10 protein-coding genes are annotated in these 21,871 nt (G+C 74.5%); 6 read left to right on the top strand and 4 right to left on the bottom strand.

Annotation, left to right across the window (positions count from 1 at the left end; genetic code table 11):
* Nucleotides 1-445: 445 nt before the first annotated feature.
* Genes ACIG3E_RS16065 through ACIG3E_RS16045 form a run of 5 tightly spaced genes read left to right on the top strand, consistent with a single transcriptional unit; the run spans nucleotide 446 to nucleotide 16,199 of the window.
* Nucleotides 446-4,375, top strand: coding sequence for an amino acid adenylation domain-containing protein (locus tag ACIG3E_RS16065; RefSeq protein WP_399616094.1), 3,930 nt, complete (start codon nucleotides 446-448; stop codon nucleotides 4,373-4,375).
* Nucleotides 4,372-13,521: an amino acid adenylation domain-containing protein gene (locus ACIG3E_RS16060; protein ID WP_399616092.1), complete on the top strand. Its 9,150-nt coding sequence runs from the start codon at nucleotides 4,372-4,374 to the stop codon at nucleotides 13,519-13,521. Before ACIG3E_RS16065 ends, ACIG3E_RS16060 begins: the two co-directional genes overlap by 4 nt.
* 29 nt (nucleotides 13,522-13,550) lie before the next feature.
* The gene (locus ACIG3E_RS16055) at nucleotides 13,551-14,606 is read left to right on the top strand and encodes a GSCFA domain-containing protein (protein WP_399616090.1); all 1,056 of its coding nucleotides are present in this window, start codon (nucleotides 13,551-13,553) and stop codon (nucleotides 14,604-14,606) included.
* On the top strand, nucleotides 14,572-15,276 hold the full coding sequence (locus tag ACIG3E_RS16050; protein WP_399616088.1) for a hypothetical protein: 705 nt from the start codon (nucleotides 14,572-14,574) through the stop codon (nucleotides 15,274-15,276). The genes ACIG3E_RS16055 and ACIG3E_RS16050 overlap by 35 nt, the downstream gene beginning before the upstream one ends.
* A 50-nt stretch (nucleotides 15,277-15,326) precedes the next feature.
* Nucleotides 15,327-16,199 (top strand): TauD/TfdA dioxygenase family protein, encoded by an 873-nt coding sequence (locus ACIG3E_RS16045; protein WP_399616086.1) that lies wholly within the window; start codon nucleotides 15,327-15,329, stop codon nucleotides 16,197-16,199.
* An 85-nt stretch (nucleotides 16,200-16,284) separates the two neighbouring features.
* Here the strand turns inward: ACIG3E_RS16045 and ACIG3E_RS16040 are convergent, their stop codons facing one another.
* The 4 genes from ACIG3E_RS16040 to ACIG3E_RS16025 all read right to left on the bottom strand — a co-directional run bounded on the left by ACIG3E_RS16040 (nucleotide 16,285) and on the right by ACIG3E_RS16025 (nucleotide 20,325).
* The gene (locus tag ACIG3E_RS16040) at nucleotides 16,285-17,112 is read right to left on the bottom strand and encodes a SpcZ (protein WP_399616084.1); all 828 of its coding nucleotides are present in this window, start codon (nucleotides 17,110-17,112) and stop codon (nucleotides 16,285-16,287) included.
* Nucleotides 17,113-17,237: 125 nt separating this feature from the next.
* Nucleotides 17,238-18,107, bottom strand: a complete 870-nt coding sequence (locus ACIG3E_RS16035) for a phosphotransferase (RefSeq protein WP_399616082.1) — start codon at nucleotides 18,105-18,107, stop codon at nucleotides 17,238-17,240.
* 129 nt (nucleotides 18,108-18,236) lie between these two features.
* Nucleotides 18,237-19,535, bottom strand: coding sequence for an MFS transporter (locus tag ACIG3E_RS16030; RefSeq protein WP_399616080.1), 1,299 nt, complete (start codon nucleotides 19,533-19,535; stop codon nucleotides 18,237-18,239).
* Nucleotides 19,528-20,325, bottom strand: a complete 798-nt coding sequence (locus ACIG3E_RS16025) for an inositol monophosphatase family protein (RefSeq protein WP_399616078.1) — start codon at nucleotides 20,323-20,325, stop codon at nucleotides 19,528-19,530. Before ACIG3E_RS16025 ends, ACIG3E_RS16030 begins: the two co-directional genes overlap by 8 nt.
* Before the next feature lie 373 nt (nucleotides 20,326-20,698).
* On the opposite strand from ACIG3E_RS16025, the gene ACIG3E_RS16020 reads away from it, so the two are divergent.
* Complete coding sequence (locus tag ACIG3E_RS16020; RefSeq protein ID WP_399616076.1) at nucleotides 20,699-21,823, top strand: Gfo/Idh/MocA family protein; 1,125 nt, start codon at nucleotides 20,699-20,701, stop codon at nucleotides 21,821-21,823.
* Nucleotides 21,824-21,871: the final 48 nt, after the last annotated feature.

Below are 21,871 nucleotides of genomic sequence, written 5' to 3'. Positions count from 1 at the left end.
GGTGCCCCTGGCACGCGGCCGGTGGCCCAATCTGCCCGGAAACGGCCCCTCCAGGCAATACCCGCGCCTAAGTCTATGACCTTTCCCATACCACTCGTTAGCGGCAGGGCAGGACAGGCGCAGCCATATTGACAGACCCTCAACGACTGATCGATCATCCCGTTGACGGCTCCCCACGTGTCCGGAGGTATCCAGGCCACACAGCAGGTCAGACGGCATATCGGGCCGCACCGCAACGAATTCGCTTACGATCGGCGTCCCTTGGGCCCAAAGACCCGACGCGTTATGGATCCGATTGCGAATTCGGAACTGTCGGGATACTCGGACGACCTCGCTGAGTGATATCTCCGCGCCTTTCCGTCACCACTCCCCTCACCACCGTGAACAAGCCACCCGCAGAGTGGAAGAGTTAGCTTTGTCCGCGAACAGCGACGTCCCCCTTTCCGTGACCCTCCCGACCGCGGACCGCGCCGCCCCCTTGGCGGCGTCCTCCGCACAGCAGCGGCTGTGGTTCCTGTCGCACATGCCGGGCGCGAGCGAAGCCCACCACATGCCCACGGCGGTGGAGCTGCGGGGCGCCCTGGACCGGGCGGCGCTGAGCCGGTCCCTGGACGCGCTCGTCGCCCGCCACGAGGTGCTGCGCACGCGCCTCGTGGCCGACGGGGGCACGGTGGTCCAGGAGATCGGCCCGCCCGGCGGGAGCCTGCCCCTCACGGCCGAGGACCTGACCGGCAGGGCCGACGCCGAGGCCGGACTCACGCGCCTGCTCCGGGAGGAGGCCGCGGCCCCGTTCGACCTGGCGCACGGCCCCCTGATCCGCGGCCGCCTGGTGACGCTCGGCGCCGACCGGCACGTCCTGATGCTCACGGCGCACCGCATCGTGGCCGACTCCTGGTCCCTCGGCGTCCTGACCCGGGAGGTCGGCGCCCTGTACGCGGCCTTCCGCGAGGGCGCGCCCGACCCGCTGCCGCCGCTGCCGGTGCCGTACGCCGACCACGCCGCCCAGCAGCGGCAGTGGCTGGCCGACACGGCGCCCGACGGGGCCGCGGCCCGGCAGCGCGCCTACTGGCGCCAGGCCCTCGCGGACGCCCCGGCGCTCCTGGAGCTGCCGACCGACCGGCCGCGCCCGGCCGAGCAGGACTTCCGCGGCGGGCGGGTGCGGCTCGACGTCGACGCCGAGCTGACGGCCGCGCTCAAGGACGTCGGCGGCGACGCGACGCTGTCCATGACGGTCCTGGCCGCCTGGGCCCTGGTGCTCGCGCGCGCCGCGGGCCAGTCCGACGTGGTGATCGGCACGCCCACCACCCACCGGAGCCGCCCCGAACTCGAAGGGCTCGTCGGCTCCTTCGCCCACACCCTGGCGCTGCGGATCGGAGTGTCCGACGACCTGACGGTGGGCGGGCTCATCGAGCGCGTCCGCGCGGCAACGTTGTCAGCACAGCGCCACCAGGACCTGCCGTTCGAGCAGGTCGTCGAGGCCGTCAAGCCCGCCCGCAGCCTCGCGCACACCCCGCTGTTCCAGGTCCTCTTCGACTGGCGGGACGGCGCGGAGGACGGCGTGTGGGCGCTGCCGGGCCTCGACGCGACGCCGCTCGCGACGCCGCTCACGGTCGCCAGGTTCGACCTGACCCTGACCCTGGCGGAGGAGGACGGCGGGCTCACGGGCACGCTCGACTACGCCACCGCCCTGTTCGACGCCGGGACGGCCGAGCGGTACGTCCGTCAGCTGCGGCACGTCCTGAAGCAGCTGGCCGCCGGGCCCGGCACGCCGGTCGCGGAGCTGACCGTGCTCGACGAGGACGCCCGCCGCCAGGTGCTCGTGGACTTCAACGACACCGCCGCCCCGGGCTCGCCCGCCGGTCTGGTGGAGCGCTTCGAGGCCCAGGTGCGGGAGCGGCCCGGCCAGACGGCCGTGGTCCACGCGGGCGACGCGCTCGACTACGCCACCCTGGAGCGGCGCGCCAACCGGCTCGCCCACGCCCTGATGGCGCGCGGCGTCGGCACCGACCGCGTCGTCGGCCTGCACACGCATCTGTCGGTGGACCTGCTCGTGGGCATCCTGGGCGTCCTGAAGGCGGGCGGCGCGTATCTGCCGCTCGACCCGGCGCTGCCCGCCGAGCGGCTCGCGGGCATGGTGGCGGACGCCGACGCCCTGCTCGTCCTGAGCAACGACGCCGCGCCGCCGGACGAGGCCTGGCTGCCGCTCACCGCCGTCGAGGCCGAGGGGCTCCGTGACGACGCGCCCGGCCGCGGCTTCCGCCCCGACGACCTGGCGTACGTCATCTACACCTCCGGCTCCACCGGCCGCCCCAAGGGCGTGGCCGCGACGCACCGGGGCATCCTGAACCTCCTGGACTACTGGCTGACGCGGTTCGACGCGACGCCGGGCCAGGCCTCGGCGATGTGGCCGGGCTTCGCCTTCGACGCCTCGGTGCAGGAGCTGCTGCTCCCGCTCACCTCGGGCGGCGTCCTCCACCTTGTGCCGAAGGAGGTGCGCGACGACCCCGAGGCGCTCCTCGCCTGGATGCGCGAGCACCGCGTCGTGGAGGCGCTGCTTCCGCCCGCCTACGTCAAGTGGATCTGCGAGGCGCCCGAGGAGCGTCTCGCGGGCCTGTCCCTGCGCTACCTCATCACCGGTCTCGAACCCCTGCCCGAGGACAGCCTGCACCGCATGACCCGGGTCCTGCCGGGCCTGCGCATCCTCTACGGCTACGGCCCGACCGAGACCGCCCTGTACTGCACGGCGTACCTCACCCCCCAGGACCTGGAACGCCAGGCCCCGATCGGCCCGCCGGTGGCCAACACCCGTACGTACGTGCTCGACGAGCGGCTCAGGCCGGTGCCGGTCGGCGTGGTCGGCGAGCTGTACATCGCGGGGGCGGGCCTGGCGCGCGGCTATCTGGGCCGCCCCGGCCTGACCTCCGAGCGGTTCGTGGCCGACCCGTTCGTGCCCGGCGCGCGCATGTACCGCAGCGGCGACCTGGTCCGCTGGCTGCCCGACGGCAACCTCCTGTACGCGGGCCGCCGCGACCACCAGATCAAGCTGCGCGGCTTCCGCATCGAGCTGGGCGAGATCGAGGCGACGCTGCTCGACCAGCCCGGCGTGTCCGAGGCGGCGGTCATCGCCGACCGGGACGGCGCGGGCGAGCCGCAGCTGGTGGCCGCCGTCGGCGTGGGCGACGCGCCCCCGCGCCCGGCCGCCGAGTGGCGCGCGGCCCTGGCGCGACGGCTTCCGGCCCATATGGTCCCGGGCGTCTTCGTCGAGGTGCCGCGCCTTCCGCAGACCCAGAACGGCAAGCTCGACCGCGCCGCGCTCCTGGAGCGGGCCCGCGCCGACCGGCCCGCCCAGGTCAATCTGGCGAGCCCGCGCGACCACATAGAACTGACGCTTTATCAGATATGGCGGCGGCTGCTGCTCCAGCCGGACATCGGCATCCGCGACAGCTTCTTCGACATCGGCGGCACCTCCGTCTCCGCCATCAAGCTCGTGCACGCCGTCCGCGAGGCCTTCGGCGAGACCCTGTCGGTCCGGGACGTCATGCTGCACCCGACCATCGAGGAGCTGGGCGGACGGCTGCGCCGGGGCGCCTCGGGGGCGCCGCCGAGCAACCTCCTGCGGTTCCGCGCGGGCGACGGCGCCGCGCACGTCGTCTGCGTCCACCCGGCGGGCGGCACCGCCTTCTGCTACCTCTCGCTGGCCAAGGCGCTGCCGGAGCACATCGGCGTCCACGGCATCCAGTCCCCTGGCGTGAACCCCGGGGAGTCCTTCCTGCCCACGGTCGAGGCCATGGCCGAGGCCTATCTGAAGCTCATCGAGCCGCTGTCCGGCGGGCCGCTGATCCTCACCGGCCTGTCCTACGGCGGTCTCGTGGCCCACGAGATGGGCCGCCTCCTCGCCGACGCGGGCCGCAAGGACGTCAGCGTGGTGCTGCTCGACGCCCAGGGCGCTGGCGACGCGGAGCAGCGCGACACCATCGCCACCGTCGACATGGCCGAGTTCCGCGACAAGCTGGTGAAGTTCAACGGCATGTACCCGGGCATCGACGACCGGCAGATCGAGCAGTACTTCCACATCTACAACCACAACCGCACCACCGCGGTCGCCTACGACCCGCTGCCGACCGCGGCCCGCACCGTCTTCCTCCAGGCGGTCGAGGGCGCGACGGAGGACTTCCTCGCGGACGTGCGCGCCTTCTGGCGGGAGCGCGCCGACGGCGACTTCGAGGTGGAGTCGATCGCCTGCGACCACTGGGGCATGCTGGAGTCCACCGAGATCCTCCGGATCGCCGCGCGGATCGAGGCAGAACTGGCCCGCATCGCCGGGACCGGTCAGCCGCGGCTCGCCGAGTCCGCTCCGGCGCGGGAGGCGGAATGACCATCGCCGCACCGGTGCCGTCCCCGGCCCCCACGCTCGCCCGGTCGGTGCTCGACCGGGCCCGCCGCCACCCCGACGCCGTCGCGGTCGTCGAAGGGCAGCGGTCCCACACCTACGGCGAGCTCGACACGGCCAGTGCCGCCGTCGCCGCCGCGCTGCGCCACCACGGCGTGCGCCCGGGCCAGGCGGTCGCGGTCTGTCTGCCGCGCTCCTGGGAACTGGTCTGCGCCATGCTCGGCGCGCTGCGCGCGGGCGCGGTGGTCGTACCGCTCGACGCCCAGAGCCCGCCCGAACGGCGCCGCCACATCCTGACCGACTCGGGATGCGTGGCGGTGGTCCACGGCGGCGCGGCACCCGACGCGCTGCCCGACGACGTGCGCCCGCTGCCGGTGGCCGCGCTGCTCGACGGCGGCCCGGACGCGCCGGACGCCCTCGCGCCCGCCGCGCCGGTGTCGTTCGTCTTCTACACCTCCGGCACCACCGGGCAGCCCAAGGGCGTCGAGGTCCGGGACGCGGGCGTACTGCGCCTGGCCAGGCCGGGCTACGTCGAGACCCACGAGGGCGCCGGCTTCGCCTGCATGTCCAACCCCGCCTTCGACGCGATCAGCTTCGAGGTGTGGGTGCCGCTGCTCACCGGCGGCCGCTGCGTGATCCTCGGCGACGCCACGGTCCAGGACCCCGAGGCCCTCGCGGCCGCCCTGGAGCGGCTGCGCGTCGACATCGTGTTCATCACGGTGGCGCTGTTCAACGCCGTCGTGGACAAGGTGCCGCACTGCTTCTCCTCCGTCGGCCAGCTCCTCACCGGCGGCGAGCAGCTCAACGCCCGTCTGATCCGCCGCTGGTACCGCGACAACGCCGACAGCGGCACCCGTCTGCACAACGTGTACGGCCCGACCGAGGCCACCACGTTCGCGCTGTGCCACCCCATCCCGCGCGACTTCGACGGCGACGTGGTGCCGATCGGGCGCGCCCTGCCGGGCACCGGGACGCTGCTCGTGGCGGCCGACGGCAGCCGCGCGGCCGCACCCGGCGAGGTGGCCGAGCTGTATCTGTCGGGCGAGGCGCTCGCCGCGGGCTACCGCAACCTCCCCGAGGAGACCGGCCGCCGCTTCGTCACGCTGCCCTGGCACAGGGACGGCTCCACGCGCCACTACCGCACCGGCGACCTGGTGCGCCTGGACGCCGAAGGCCACATCGCGTACGTGGAGCGCGCCGACCGCCAGGTCAAGGTCCGCGGCTTCCGCGTCGAACCGGGCGAGCTGGAGCGGCAGATCGTGGCGCATCCGGCGGTGCGCCAGGCGTACGTGTGCACCCGCCGCGACACGAGCGGCGTCAACGAACTCCTGGCCTATCTGGTCCTCGGCGCCGACCTCTCGTACGACGACTTCGACGCGCACCTGGCGGCGAGCCTGCCCGCGTACATGCGGCCGCACCGCGCCTACCTGGTGGACGCGCTGCCGCTCAACGCGAACGGCAAGGTCGACAAGGCGGCCCTGCTGCGGCGCCCCGACGCGCCCTGGCGGCGTGCCGATGAGCCCGGTGCGGCCGAGGCCGTCACCGCCCTGGAGCGCGAGGTGCTCGACCTGGCGGGCGAGGTCCTCGGCCTCGCGGGACTGCGCCTCGCCGACCGCTGGATCGCCTGCGGCGGCGACTCCCTGAAGGCGCTGCGGCTGCGCTTCGAGGCGCGCCGCCGCTGGGGCTGCGAGCTGCCCCAGGCCCTGGTCCTGCACGCGGACTTCGCCGACCTTGCCGCCGCCGTCGAGGCGGGCGGCGCGGACGGCACCGGCGGCTCGCCCTACCCGGCGGCACCCGCCCCGGCCGGTGCGCGCTCCGCCCCCGCGACCTCCGAGCAGCAGCGGCTGTGGCTGCTCCACCAGCGCGACCCCGCGTCCCGGGCGTACCACGTCCCGATGGTCTTCCGCGTGGACGGCGACGTCGACACCGAGGCGCTGCGGCGCGCGCTGCGGCGCCTCGTCGAGCGCCATCCGGCGCTGCGCACCGCCTTCGAGGCCACGCCCGAGGGGGTGCGGCAGGTGGTGGCCGAGCCCTACGACCCGTGGGCCGAGCCCGACCCGCAGGCGCTGCGCGACGAGGACGGCCGCCGCGCCTTCACCGAGCGGTTCCTCGCCGCCCCCTTCGACCTGGCGCGGCCCGAGCTGATGCGGGCCTGCTGGCTGCCCCGGCCCGGCGGCGGCGACCTGCTGCTGCTCCTGCACCACATCGCGGTCGACGGCTGGTCCCTCAACGTGCTCTTCCGGGAGCTCTCGGCCGACTACGCGCGCGACGGCGCGGACCCGGCCCCGCAGGCGCGGCCCGCGCCGACGCCGCTCGACTACGCCACCTGGCAGAGCGAGTGGTTCTCCCGCGACGCCTACCGGACGCTGCGCGCCGAACTGCGCGCGCACTACGCCGAGTCGGCCGACGCCGCGCCGGACAGCGCGCCGCTGGAGCCGGTCCGCGCGGACGAGCGCGCGGGGCTGCTGCACACCACGCTCGACGCGGACCGCCGCGCCGCGCTCGACCGGCTCTGCGCCGATCTCGGCCTCACCCGCTTCCAGCTCCTGCTCGGGGTGTACGCCTGGAGCCTGTACGGGGTCACGGGCCGCGCCCGGCCCCGGATCGCGGGACCCGTGGCCAACCGGCCGGTGCAGGACTTCGAGGCCAGCGTCGGCATGTTCGCCAACACCGTGCTCCTGCCCCTGGACCTGTCGCCCGGCGAGCGGCTCCGCACCCAGCTGCTCCAGCACGGCGCCGCGGCGCGCGCGGTCCTCGACCGGCAGGACGTGGCCCTGGCCGACGCCCTGGCGGACCGGGGCGCGGGCGCGGGCGACGCGCCGTTCGACTTCCTCTTCGTCCTGGAGAACACCGACTTCGACGCGTTCGCGCTGCCCGGCTGCGCGACCCGCCCCGAGTGGCCGGTCCCGGACCGGGCGAAGTGCCCGCTGACCCTGTCGGTCATCGAGCGCGGCACCGGCTTCGACTGCCTGTGGGAGTACGATGCGGGCCACTTCGACGCCGCCCAAGTGGCGGCCCTCGACGAGCTGTTCCGGCGCGCCCTTGACCGGCTCGCCGACGGCGCCGACACCACCCTGGCCGAGCTGGTCGCGCCCTACCGCCGGGCCCTGCCGGAGCCGGGCCGCTCCGACGCCCTCGCCCTGCCCTTCACCACCATCGCCGAGGGCTTCGCCCAGCAGGCGCGGCGCACGCCCGACGCCCCGGCGCTCGCCACCGGGGACCGCACGGTGACGTACGCCGAACTCGACGCGCACGCCGCCGCGCTCGCGGCCGAGCTGAGCGAGCGGCACGCGCTGCCGGTGGGGGGCCGGTGCCAGGTCGCGCTGTACTTCCAGCCGTCGGTCGAGCACGTGGTGGCGCTCCTGGCGCTCGCCCGGCTCAACCTGACCGCGGTGCCGCTCGACCCGACGTACCCGCCCGGACTGCTGCGGCAGATCCTGGAGCAGGTGGAGCCGCTGTGCGTGCTCGTCACGCCCGGCGACGAGGCGGCGCTCGCCGCGCTCGCCCCGGAGGGGCTGCCGCGCCACGAGGTCGTCCTGGGCCCGGCGGCCGCGGACGCGGCGGTGCAGTTCCCGCCGCACGACGGCGCGCGGCCGCTCTACACCCTGTTCACCTCCGGCTCCACCGGCACCCCCAAGGGCGTCCAGGTGTCCGACCGGACGCTGGCCAACCTGCTCCACTGGCAGCGCACGACCGGCGGCCTCACGGCGCCCGCCGCCACGCAGCAGTTCTCCATGCTGTCGTTCGACGTCTCCTTCCAGGAGATCTACAGCACGCTGTGCGGCGGCGGCACCCTGCACCTCGTGCGGCCCGCCTGGCGCCAGGACGCGCCCGCGCTGCTCGACCAGCTCGAAGCCGCGGGCATCGAGCGACTCTTCCTGCCGTACGTGGCGCTCCAGGTGCTCGCCGAGCACGCGGTGCGGCTCGGCCGCTTCCCCGCGCGCCTGCGCGAGGTGATCACGGCGGGCGAGCAGCTGCTGTGCACCGACGCGATCCGCGCCTGGTTCGCCGGACTGCCGGGGGCGCGCCTGTTCAACCACTACGGGCCGACCGAGACGCACGTGGTGAGCTCCCTGTGCCTGGAGGGCGACCCGGCGAACTGGCCGGAGCGCCCGGCGATCGGCGCGCCCGTGGCGGGCTTCTGGCTGCGCGTGGTCGACGAGGCCGACGAGCCGGTGCCGCCGGGCTGCCCCGGCCGACTGCTCATCGGCGGGCCGACGGTGGCCCCCTGCTACCTCGACTCCCCGGCCCTGAACGCGGAGCGCTTCGTCGAGCTGCCCGGGCTCGGCACCTTCTACCGCAGCGGCGACGTGGCCCGCTTCGACCACGACGGCCTGCTGCACTATCTGGGCCGCGACGACCAGCAGATCAAGCTGAGCGGCCACCGGCTCGAACTGGGCCAGGTCGAGGCGGCGCTCCTGCGCCACCCCGACGTCGCGGGCGCGGTGGTGGCCCGGGACGACGACGCCCGGCTCGTGGCGTGCCTGGAGTGCCCCGGGAACGTCCCGTCGCCTCAGGACCTGACGCGCCATCTGGCGCCGCTGCTTCCCGCGCACGTGCGCATCGACCGCTTCCGGCGGCTCGCGCGCCTTCCGCTCACGCCGAGCGGCAAGCTGGACCGCCGCGGGGTGCTCACCGCGCCCGGTGAGGAGCTGCGGGCGCGGGGCGGGGCCGCGCCGGTCCTCTCGGCGCGCGAGGCCCGGCTCACCGAGCTGTTCGAGGCGGTGCTCGGCCGTCCCGTCGGGCCCGAGCAGCGGTTCTTCGACGCCGGGGCCACCAGCCTGGACCTGATGCGCTTCCATCTGCGCTGCGGCGCCGAGCCCGGTCTCGACTTCACCATTCCCGACCTGTTCGAGCACGTGACGATCCGCGGCCTGGCCCGCTTCCTCGACCAGGGGGCGGCCGAGGCGGACGCGAGCACCGCGCCCGCGCGCGGGGAGTCCGGGCCCGAGGGCCTGGCCGACGAGCCGATCGCCGTGATCGGCATGGCCGTGCGGCTGCCCGGCGCCGACGACCTGGCGGCGTTCTGGGACCTGGTGCGGTCCGGGGGCCGCGGCATGGAGCACTTCGAGGCCGCCGAAGGCCTGGTCGGCGCCCGCAGCCAGATGTCCGGTCTCCTCGGCTTCGACCCGGAGCACTTCGGCCTCAGCCGCCAGGAGGCGCGGCTGATGGACCCGCAGCAGCGCCACCTCCTGATGAGCTCCGTCCAGGCCCTGGCGCACGCCGGGATCGCGGACCCCGCGGGGCGGCGCGTCGGCATCGTCGCCGGGTGCGGCGAGAACACGTACCACCAGAGCCTGATGCGCGAGGCCGACCCCGAGCGGCTGCCCGACAGCTTCCAGATGGCCCTCCACCACGAGAAGGACTTCCTCACCACCAAGGTCGCCTACCACCTCGACCTGACGGGTCCCGCCTTCACCGTCCAGGCGGCGTGCGCCAGTTCGCTGGTGGCCGTGCACGTGGCTGCCGGGCTGCTGCGCCAGGGCGACGCCGACGTGATGCTGGCGGGCGGCGTGCTCGTCGACACGCTCCTCACCGACGGCTACCGCTACCGCCCGCAGCACATCTTCTCCAAGGACGGCCACTGCCGGCCGTTCAGCGACGACGCCAGCGGCACCATCGGCGCCAGCGGCGTCGGCGTGGTCGTGCTCAAGCCGCTGCGGCTCGCGCGGCGCGACGGCGACACCGTGTACGCGGTGGTCACGGGTTCGGCGCTCAACAACGACGGCTCGGGCAAGCTGAGTTACAGCGCGCCCTCGCTGCCGGGCCAGCGCGAGGTGATCCGCTCGGCGCTGCGCCGCAGCGGCCGCACCAGCGCCGACCTCGGCTATGTCGAGGCGCACGGCACCGGCACCCAGCTCGGCGACCCGGTCGAGGTCGGCGCGCTGCGCCAGGCCTTCGCCCTGGACGGCTCCGACCGGTGCGCCCTGACGTCGGTGAAGAGCCAGATCGGCCATCTGGGCGCCGCCGCGGGCGTGGTCGGCCTGGTGCGGGCCGCGCTCGCGGTGCACCACGGGGTGATCCCGCCCAACGTGGACTTCCACCAGCTCAACCCGAAGCTCGGCCCCGACATCGCGCCCTTCTACGTGCCGACGCGGGAGCTGCCCTGGCCCGCGGGCCGCCCCCGGGTCGCGGCGGTGAGCAGCTTCGGCATCGGCGGCACGAACGCGCACCTGGTCCTTGAGGCCGCCGAGGCGCACGAGGCCGCCGCCGAACCCCCCGCCGTCCCCTGCCTGGTGCTCTCCAGCAGCAGCGCGGAGGGCCTGCGCGCCGACGCCGCCCGCGTCGCCTCCTACCTGGAGGCGCGGCCCGAGGCGTACGCGCAGGTACTGCGCCACCTTCAGGCGGGCCGCACGCCGCGCCGCTGGCGGGCCGCGGCCGTGTGCGCCGACGCCGCCGCGGCGGTCGCGTGGCTGCGCACGGTGTCCGGTGTCGAGGTGAGCGCGGACGACGAGCCGTGCCCCGCCGGGGGCCGCACGGCCGCCGAGCTCGCCGAGGCCTGGCTGTCCGGCCGGACCGTGCGCTGGCCCGAGGGCCCCGCCCCCGCGCCGTGGGACTTCCCCCCGCCGGTCTTCCGCCTCACCCCGTACGCCTTCGAGCGCGCCGCCGCATCCCGTGAGTCCGGCGCGGAGCCGCAGCGGCTGCCCGAGGCCGACTGGCTGCACCAGCCGCACTGGGTGCGCCTCGCCCGCGCCGCCCGCACCGACGGCCCCGCCACCTCCGGCCTCCTCGTGGTCATGACGACCGGGCCGCTGCCCGCCGAGGCGCTGCGCGTCTTCGAGGCGGCGTACGAGCGGGTCGTGCGGGTCGACGCGGCCGCCGCCTTCGCCCGCGTCGCCGACGACGTGTACGAGGTGGACCCGGCCGACGCGGACTCGCTGCGGGAGCTGTTCGCCGCCCTGGGCGACGCGACCCGGGCCGGGGTCGACTGGCTGCACGCGCTGCCGCTCGCCGTCGAGGGACCGGTCGGCGGGGCGAGCCTGGAGCGCGCCCGGTGGGCCTGTCTGGACACTCCGGCCGCGCTCGTGCAGGCGGCCGGTCACCTCCGGCTGCGGGCCTGGTGGCTGTCGTACGGCGCCCAGCCCGTCCTGGGCGCCGTGGACCGGCCCGAGCTGGGGCTCCTCGCGGGCGCCGGTGAGGTCGTGCCGCAGGAGTCCGGCGTCGACGGCCGCTGGCTCGACCTGCCCGGCGCCGCGCCCGCCGACTGGGCGCGCGCCGTCGCGGGCCTGCTGACCGGCGCGGACGCCACGGCCGACCTGCCGCGGCGGCTCGCCCTGCGGCAGGGCTACTGGTGGCGCCAGGCGCTGCTCCCGGTGCCCGCGCCCGCGCTCGCGGCGCCCTCCGCCCTGTCCGTGGCGCCGGGCGGCACCTATGTGGTCCTCGGCGGCACGGGCGGCATCGGCTGCGCCCTCGCGGCCATGCTGCTCACCCACGCCGACTGCCGTGTGGTCCTGCTGTCCCGGAGCGGACGCCTTCCGGCCGACCTGACGCAGTGGGCGGACCGGGTGGACCTGGTCGCGGCGGACCTGGCCGAGGACGCGGCCGACGACGTCCTGGCCCGGATCGAGCGGCACACCGGCCGGGTCGACGGCGTGGTGCACGCCGCCGGTGCGGCGGGCGGCGGCCTGATCGCCCGCCGTGACGGCGCCGCGACGCGGTGGGTGACGGCGGCCAAGCTGGGCGGCGCGCTGCTCGTGGAGCGCCTGATCGAGCGGCACCGGCCGGACTTCGCCGTGTACTGCTCGTCCATGGCGGCCCAGTTCGGCGGCATCGGCCAGTTCGACTACGCCGCGTCCGCGGGCCTCCTCGACGGCTTCGCCCGGCACCGGTCCGGCGCGGACGAGGCCACGCTGCGCATCGGCATCGACTGGGACATCTGGAGCGAGGTCGGCATGGCGCGCGACGCGCTGCGCTCGGACGCCCGCCACCAGGCCCACCTCGCGTGCGGCCTCGCGGTCAAGGAGGGGCAGCGGCTCTTCGAGCGGGCGCTGCGCCTCCAGCTGCCGCAGCTCCTGGTCTCCACGACGGACATCGAGCGGGCGCGGGACTTCTACGCGCCGCCGGACGACGCGCCCTTGGCCGTACGCCAGGACGCGCCGCCCCTCGCGGAGCGGGACGCGCCGGTGAGCGCCACAGGAGACGTCGGTGAACTCGCCGGGTGGCTCCGGGACGCCCTCGGCCTCGACGAGCTCGACCCGGACGCCTCGCTGTACGACCACGGCGCCGACTCGCTCACGCTCATCGACCTGATCGCCGAGGTGGACGAACGGTTCGGCGTCGACATCGAGCTGTCCCGGCTCAGCCACCGGGTGAGCCTCAACGAAGTGCTCACGCACCTCGGCGAGGCCGCGCCCGCCACCACGGAGCCGGTCGCCCTGGAGGTCTGGCAGGAGGGCACGGGCCGCGAGGTGGTGTGCCTGGTGCACCCGGTCGGCGGCGACATCCAGGCGTACCGCGCGCTGGTGTCGGCCCTCGACCCCCGCCTGACGGTCTGTCTGATCGCCGACCCCGCGCTCCGCGGCGACGAGCCGCCCTCCTGGTCCCTCGCCGAGCGGGCCCGCCAGTACCACGCCGCGCTCCAGGCGCGCTTCCCGCACGGCACGTGGCGGTGGCGGCTCGCGGGCTGGTCCTTCGGCGCCTGGGTGGCCCAGGCCATGGCCGCCGAGGCGGAGGCGGCCGGGCGCCCGGCCGCCGGGCTCTATCTGCTCGACCCGCCGCCGCCGGACGCCGGGCCGCACTTCAAGGCGTACGACGACACGCGTCTGGAGGCGGTCTTCGCCCACGAGCTGAACCAGGGCGGCGACGCCGGGCGGGCGAGCGCCGGGGCGACGGCCTACGCGGAGCGCCTGGCGCGCTGCTGCCGGGCCAACATCGTGGGCATGGCGGAGCACGAGCCGCCCGTGCTCGCGGCGACGCCCGCCTGGCTGTGGCTGGCGACGCGGCCGGTGGCGGGGCTGCCCGCGCTCGGCGCGCCGGAGCGTCAACAGCGGCTGTGGCAGGAGCGGTTGCCCGCCCTGCGGGAGTGCCACCCGCTCGACACCACGCACTACGACATCGTCCGGGCACCTCGGGTACGGGCGGTGGCCGACACCGTCAACGCCACGTCGACACCGGCCCCCGGGGCCTGCTGACGCCGCCCGACGCACCATCGAAGGACCTCATGAACCCCTATCAATCGCTGCCGCCGCGCTCCTTCTGGCGCACCGCCGTGGCCGAGCCGGACCCGCGGGACATCGCGGAGCTGTGGACGCCCAAGTTCGCCCTCGGGCAGGACGACGTGATCCTCACCGCCGGGTCGTGCTTCGCCCGGCACATCGGCCGCGCCCTGCTGGAGCGCGGCATGAACTGGCGCGACGCCGAACCGGCCCCGCCGGGCCTGACCGCGGCCGAGCGCGAGGCCCGCCAGTACGGCGCGTTCTCGTTCCGCACCGGCAACATCTACACCGCCGCCACGCTGCGGCAGTGGCTGTCGTGGGCGCTGGGCGAGAGCGCCCCGCCCGCGGGGGTGTGGCAGGACGAGGGCCGCTTCTTCGACCCGTTCCGCCCGTCCGTGGAGCCCACGGGCCACGCCTCGCCCGAGGAGGTGGCGCGGGCGCGCGAGCACACCCTGGCGGCGATCCGGGGCGCGGTCGCCGAGGCGAGCTGCCTCGTCTTCACGCTCGGCCTGACGGAGGCGTGGCTGGACCGCGTCGACGGCACGGTCCACCCGGTCTGCCCGGGCACCGTGCGCGGCACCTACGACGCCGAGCGGCACGCCTTCCACAACTTCACCTTCGCCGAGGTGTACCGGGACCTGGCCGGGGCCGTCGAGCTCGCCCGGGGCGTCAACCCGGGGCTGCGGGTGCTCCTGACCGTGTCCCCGGTCCCGCTGACGGCGACCGCGACGGGCACGCACGCGCTCACCGCCACCACGTACTCCAAGTCCGTCCTGCGCGCGGTGGCCGGGCAGCTCGCGCAGGAGCTCGACCACGTCGACTACTTCCCCTCGTACGAGATCGTGACCGGCGCGCCGTTCCGGGCCGGGTTCTTCGAGCCGAACCTGCGCACGGTCACGCCGGAGGGCGTCGACTTCGTCATGGGCCGGTTCTTCGACGGCCTCGCCGGGGCCCCGCGCCCCGCCGAGCGGCCGCGGCCCGCCGACCGCCCCACCACCCCGAACGCCGGAGAGGACTTCTGGTGCGATGACGCCGTACTCGACTACTACAACTCCCACTGACCCGGCCACGGCCCGCTTCCTGCTGCTCGGCGACTCGCACGCGGGGGTGATCGGCCGTGCGGCCAAGGCCGCGGGCATCGCCTTCAGCGGCGGTCCCGTGGGCGCGGGGCGCGAGTTCAACGCGGAGTTCTTCGACCGGCGCGGGAACGACGTCGCCTTCCGCAAGCCCGAGACCGACACGCTCTACCGGGGCTTCCTCAAGGAGATCGGCGTCGGCGGGCTCGACGAGCTCACCGTGCCGCTGGTGTGCACGTTCGGCTTCAGCGCGCACTTCGTCGCGACGACGGCGAACTGGGACGTGTACCGCGTCGGCGGCGCGTTCGTCCCCGGCTTCCTGGAGAGCCGTCTCTTCGACGACCTCGTCCGGGCCACGGTGCGCGACGCCCTCGCCTTCTATGGCCACGCGCGTGACCTGGGGCTCCGCGTCGTCTCCGTGATGCCGCCGCAGCGGGTGCCCGGCATGTCCGACCCGGTGGTCTTCATGGCGGCCCAGGACGTGGTGCGCCGCGCGCTCCTCGAACTCGGCGTCGAGGTCGTGGACCTGCGCGCCCGCGTCACCGACGGGGCGGGCGTCCAGCGCCCGGAGTTCAGCGAGGCCACCGACGCGATCCACGGCAGCCTCGCCTTCGGCCGCCTGATCCTGGCCGAGCTGCTCGACCTCGGCCTCTGACCCGCCGCACCACCCCGCCCACTCATCCGATCCGCAGGAGGAACACCACCATGGAACAGTTCGCGCTCGACGCCATCAAGGCCATCACCACCCGGCCGCCCGAGGTCTACGACCACATCACGGTCGACGCGCTGACCCCGGTGATCGGCGCCGAGGTGTCCGGACTCGACCTGTCCAAGGAGCTCACCGAGGAGCAGGTCGCCGAGGTCAAGCGGGCGTTCCTGCGCCACCACGTCCTCGTCTTCCGCGACCAGGAGATCAACGGCGAGGAGCACAAGCGCTTCGCCCGGCACTTCGGCGAGCTGCACCCGGTGGCGCTCGCCCCCGAGGGCTCCGACCCGCACATCCTGGAGATCAGCGCCGACGCGGAGTCGCGGAACGTCGCCGGGCACGGCTGGCACGCCGACGGCACCGCCGACCTGCGGCCCTCGCTCGGCTCGATGCTGTACGTCACGCGCACCCCGGAGGTCGGCAGCGGCGGCGACACCATGTTCGCCAACATGCACCTCGCCTACGAGATGCTGTCGCCCGCGATGAAGGCGCTCCTGGACCCGATGACCGCCGTGCACAACGGCCTGCTCGCCTGGGAGGGCGCCACCCCGCCGCCCGAGTACGACGTGCCGGTGAACACGCACCCGGTGGTGGCCCGCCACCCCGACACCGGCCGCAAGCTGCTCTTCATCAACGGCATCTACGTCTCGCACATCGAGCAGCTCTCCAAGGGCGAGAGCCGGGCGATCATCGACATGATCGTCAAGCAGATCACCAACACCGCGCTGCTGAGCTGCCGCGTCCGCTGGACCCCGAACACGCTGGTGTTCTGGGACAACCGCTGTGTGCAGCACCACGCGATCTGGGACTACTTCCCGTACTCGCGCTACGCCCAGCGCGTCGCGATCGCGGGTCACCGGCCCACGGCCTGAGGCACGACGCGAGGGGGCGGAGGCCGCTCTGGCCTCCGCCCCCTCGTCCGTTCCGCAACGGGTCCGTGAGCGTCCTCGCGCGCCCCTACGCAGCGCGGTCCAGGGCGGCGGCGAGCCCGTCCGCGAGCCGCGCGCACGCCGCCCGGTACCGCTCGTCGCGTCCGGTCGGCTCCGCGCGCTCCGCGTCGGCGAGCGCGTAGGCGTGGACGTACGCGAACGGATAGGCCCGCGCGAAGGCGCGCCCGTCGGCCGCGGCGAAGGCGGCGGCCAGCGCCCGGGTGTGCGCCAGGGCGTTGGCGTCGGCGTAGGAGCGGGCGTTGGCGTCGGTGTTGAGCTTCGCGTACATGGCGGCGAACTCGGCGGCCTTCTCCTCGCCGTAGTCGTTGTCCATCGCGTACGCGCGTGCGTTGACGGAGGCCGTGGCGTAGGCGTCGGCGTACGCGTACGCGTAGCCGTAGACCTGGGTGAGGGCGGGGCCGAGCGCCTCGGTCCACTCCTCCTCCGTCACCCGCTCCCCGGCCAGGGCCCGCTCGTGCAAGCGGCGTACGGACTCCAGGGCCGTGCCGTCGCCGCCGCGCCGGGTGCTCACGTCGGCCAGGAGCGGCGCCACGGCGTGGGCGTGCCAGTCGTGGACGACGGCGAAGGGCACCTCTCCTTCGAGGCGGCCGAGGGCGGTGTGCACGCTCCGCGCCCAGCGCCGCGCCGTCGGTTCGTCCTGGCCGCGGAAGAGGGCGGCGGCCAGCTGGGCGAGCCACGACGGCAGCTCGGGTCCGAGGCCGTCCGGGTCCGCCGGGTGCTCCGGCCCGACGGGTCCTGCCGCGAGCCGGGCGACGAACCGGTCGAACGCCTCCGTCGTCTCCGCCGCCTCCGCTTCCGCCTCCGCCGGTTCCGGGGCGCCCGGTGTGCGACTCATCTGCCTGTCTCCTGTCTCGTCCGTCCCCACGGCTCGGTCACCGGCCGTCCGTACACCCTCTCATGGGGCCTGACCAGCGGCGCGGCCGGTGAATCGGGGCGAGCGCGGGGTTCGCGGGCGTGGGGTCAGCCGCTCGCCGCCGCCAGCTGCTCCAGGGTGTCCGTGAAGCCCTTCCACGCGGACTCGGTGTCCTGCGTGCGCTGGTGCTCGCCGCGGAACCACTCCACGAACTCGGCCACGTCCAGGAGGCTCCACCGCAGCCGGTAGAGCGCGAGGGCGTCCGGGTCGGGGGTGCGCCCGGTCAGCTCGGTGTAGCGGGTGAGGGCCGCGGGGTCGTCCGAGAGCAGGGAGAGGTCGCGCTCGGGAAGGGCGAGGCCCACCGTGTCCCAGTCGACGAGGAGGTAGCCCTCCTCGCCGAGGATGAGGTTGCCCGGATGCGGCTCGCCGTGGGTGACGACCAGCGGCGCGCCCCGGCCGCGCACGCGCGCGACGAGCGTCTCGAAGGCGGCCAGGCGCTCGCGGAGGATCGCCTCGTGCTCGCGGAGGAGCTTCCGCGCGGGCTCGGCGAACGGCCCGCCGGACCAGGGCCCTTCCGACGCGTCGAGGGCCGCGAGGACGCCGTCGAGGCCAGGGGGCTCCACCGCGGCGGGCGGTGTGGTGTCCGGCGGCGTCCGGCCGTGCAGCTCCGCGAGGAGGCCGAGCACCTGGTCCCGCTCGGCCTCGGACAGGCGCTGCCCGAACTCCCCCGCTCGGCCCGGGACGTGCGGGAACACCGTGAGGGCGTACCGGGCGTCCAGGGGCAGGACCGGACCGCCGTCGGCGGCGGCCACCGGGGCCACGACGAAGCGCAGTCCGTCGCGCTCCCGGAGGGTCAGTGCCGTGTCCATGGCCTGGCGGAGGCCCTTGAGCGCGGCCACCGCGCCCTGCCCGCAGTGCTCCTTGTGCTCCAGGTCGGAGACGGTGGCGAACCACGGTCGGCCGTCGTCGTCGGTCACCGTCCAGTGATAGTCCCCGAATCCGACCGGGGCGTAGGTGACACGCGACGGGGACACCCCGAATGCCCGCAAAGCTTCCCATAGGCGTGTTTCATCGAACTTTTCAGGAAGATTCTGCATTGTTCCACGCTAGCAACTGGAGTGCGGGGTGGGGAAGTTGACGTCGAAGTCCCGCGTCCGGCGCAGCGGGGAGCAGAGCAGGAGCGGCGCCACGGCGAGCAGCGCGACCGCGAGGGTCCACAGCGCGGGGCGGACGCCGAGGTGCGTGGCGAGGGCCCCGCCCGCGAGGGCTCCCAGGGGCGCGGCCCCCCACACCGCGCAGCGGAAGATCGCCGACACCCGGCTGAGCATGCCCGGCGGGCACACCCGCTGCCGGTAGGTGACTTGGAGGATGTTGAAGACGGTGACGCCGACGCTGATGGCGATGTGGGCGAGGGCGAAGAGCAGCACCCGCCAGTCGTCCTGGGTCAGCGGCGCGAGCAACAGGAAGGGGGCGGCGACGGGCACCGCGAGGACCACGGTGCGGGCGTCGCCGAAGCGCCGGGCGAGGCGCGGCGTCAGCCAGGCCCCGGCGAGCGCGCCCACCGCGCCGGAGGCGAGCAGCACGCCGACGAGCCCCGGCGCGATGCCGACGACCTTGCTGAGGAACACCACGTCGAGTGCGAAGGCGGCGGAGAAGACGAGGTTGTTGAGGCCCGCGGAGAGCGCGATCATGCGCAGGACCGGCTGGCGGCGCACGAAGCGCAGGCCTTCCCAGGTCTGGCGGGCCAGGCCGTGCGCGAGCGCGGGCGGCTCGGGCTCGGGCACCTTGATGCGCCACAGCAGCACCGCCGAGACGGCCGAGCCGACGGCGTTCGCCGCGAGGGCCCAGTACGCGCCGAGCCACTGCACGCAGAGCCCGCCGAGCCCGGGGCCACCCAACTCGGCGCCGGAGCGCACCAGTTGGAGGGTGCTGTTGCCCTGGACGAGCTGCTCGTCGGGCACCAGGCGCGGCAGATAGCTGTGGTCGGCGATGTCGCCGAACAGCTGCGCGCAGCCGAGCAGCAGCGCCACGGCGTAGAGCATGGGCAGGGACAGCGCGTCGGCCGCCCAGGCGAGCGGCAGCGACGCGAGGGCCAGACAGCGGACCAGGTCGGCGCCGATCATGACGCGGCGCGGGCGCGCCCGCTCGACGAGGGCGCCCGCGGGCAGCCCGAGCACCAAGTAGGCCAAGAAGTACGCGGTTTCGATCAGGGCCGTCTGCCAGGCCGAGGCGTCCAGGGCCAGGACGGCGGTCAGCGGCAGGACGACGAGCGTCGCCGCCGCCCCGGTCTCGTTGAGCACGTGGGAGCCGACGAGCAGCCGGAACCCGTGCCGCACGGCCCGCCCGGCACCCGGGTCCGGCGCCGTCAGCACGCCGGAGGCCGGGGACTCCACGGGGTCAGGCATGGCCCACCAGGGCGCACAGCGCGTGAGCCACCTTCGGGGCGGACGCGATCGTCAGCGCGTCGCCGGGCGGCTCCCCGGCCGCGCCGCCACCGACCCAGGCCCCGGCCTCCTCGGCGATCAGCACTCCGGCCGCGCGGTCCCACAGGCGCGTACCGGATTCGTAGTACGCGCCCAGGCGGCCCGCCGCCACCCAGCACAGGTCGAGGGCGGCGGAGCCGCTGCTGCGGATGTCCCGGACGTGGCGCACCACGTGGGCGGCGAGGGCCGCCTGCCGGGCCCGCGCCGCCGGGTCGCTGCTGAACCCCGTGGAGACCAGGGCCTGTTCGAGCCGGTCGGGCCCGGACACGGACAGCGGCCGACCGTCGCGGGCGGCGCCCCGGCCGCGGATCGCGGTGAACGTCTCGCGGCGGGACGGGTCGTGCACGACGCCCACCTCGGTGCGGCCGTCGCGCTCGGCGGCGACGGACACGACGAACGCCGGATATCCGCTGACGAAGTTCGCGGTGCCGTCCAGGGGGTCGATCACCCAGCGCACCCCGGAGCGGCCCGGGCGCTCGCCGCCCTCCTCCCCCAGGATGCCGTCGTCCGGGCGGGCCGCGCTGAGGACCTCGACGACGCGCTCCTCGCTCGCGCGGTCGAAGGCGGTCACGAGGTCCGTGGGGGACGACTTGGCCCGCGCCTCGGGCGGTCCCGACGCGGCCCCTTCGAGCAGCAGGTCACCGGCCACGCGCGCGGCCCTGACGGCCAGTTCGAGTAAAGCGGCACCGCCCTCGGCATGTGCCAAAGACATGGGCAACCCCCTTGTGGTGTACACGCGACTATGTAAAGGTATCACCAAGTCGTTCCAAGGGTGTGAGCCGTGCCGAGCACATGTCGGCACGCGAGAACTCGCCTGCCGTGTACGTGCCTTGGTGCCGTCCCAAGCACGGGGGATTTGAGTCAGGTTCGTTAGCCGAACGATGTCCGGGCACAGAGGAGACCTTTGTGGAATTCCGCCCAGTTTCATCGGTGACGTAAGCCAGTAGACGTCATCGCATATGTCCCTCCGGGCGCCGCGCGCCGTTGGCTTCACCCCTTTTCGGGACAGCAGGACCAGCCTTTTCGCGCTGCCCCCTTTCCCGCTCCGCCGCTCCCCTCCACTCCTGTCGAGAGAAGTTGGTGCCGTGCAGAAAGAACGTGTCCGCGTGGGCGTCATCGGTTGCGGAACCGTCGCCCAGATCATGCATCTGCCCTATCTGCGGAGCCTCTCCGACCAGTTCGAGATCACCGCGCTCAGCGACCTCTCCCCCGGCCTCCTCGACGCCCTCGGCGATCGGTACGGGGTGCCGCCCGGGCGCCGCTTCACGGACCACCGCGCGCTCCTCGACACCGACGTGGACGCCGTCCTCGTGCTCAGCGGCGGCAGTCACGCGCCGCAGGTCCTCGCCGCCGTCGAAGCGGGCAAGCACGTCCTGGTGGAGAAGCCGCTGTGCTTCACGCTCCGCGAGGCCGACGAGATCGAGGCGGCCGCCACCCGGGCCGGAGTGCGCCTCATGGTCGCCTACATGAAGCGCTACGACCCCGGCTTCCTGTATGGGAAACAGCTGGTCAGCACCATCGAAGAGCCTCGGTACGCGCAGATCAACACCCTGCACCCCAGCGAGGACCAGTACATCTCCATGCACGGCGTACGCCGCTTCGACGACGTACCGCGCCAGGTCGCCGAGCGGGCCCACCGGGCCCAGGAGGAGCTGCTCGACGAGGCGGTCGGCGCGGTCCCCGACGCCCTGCGCTTCGTCTACCACGACGTGTTCCTGGGCAGCATGGTGCACGACGTCAACGCGCTGCGGGCCCTCGTGGGAGAGCCGGACGGCGTGCTGTTCACGGAGATCTGGCCGCGGGACTCCCGCTACCCGTCCGTGACGACGGTGCTCTCCCATCCGGGCGGCCTGCGCACCAGCTACACCTGGACCTATCTGGACGACGTCCGCGACTACTTCGAAGAGATCGCGGTGCTTTCCCCGGCCCAGCGGGTGCGCATTCAGTTCCCTTCGCCTTTCCTCAAGCACTGGCCGACTCCCGTCGTCGCCCAGCACATGGAGGACGGCGCACTCGTGGAAAGACGGATCCAGGTCTCGTACGACGAGGCGTTCCGCGAGGAACTGCGGGCCTTCCATTCCTGTGTCGTGGAGGGCACACCGCCGCTCACCGATGCGCGCGACGCACGGGAGGACATCGCCGTCCTCCAGCGCGTCTTCGCCCGGTGCGCGCCCGAAGGACTCGGCGGCGAAGCGGGCAAGAACCGCTGAGGCGCGGCCCAAAACCCGCCGCCCGGAACTTCAAGGGAACGTAAAGCG

This window comes from Streptomyces sp. NPDC053474 (assembly GCF_044544845.1).
In the GTDB taxonomy this organism is placed as follows: domain Bacteria; phylum Actinomycetota; class Actinomycetes; order Streptomycetales; family Streptomycetaceae; genus Streptomyces.
This window is presented reverse-complemented; position numbering and strand designations above follow the sequence as displayed.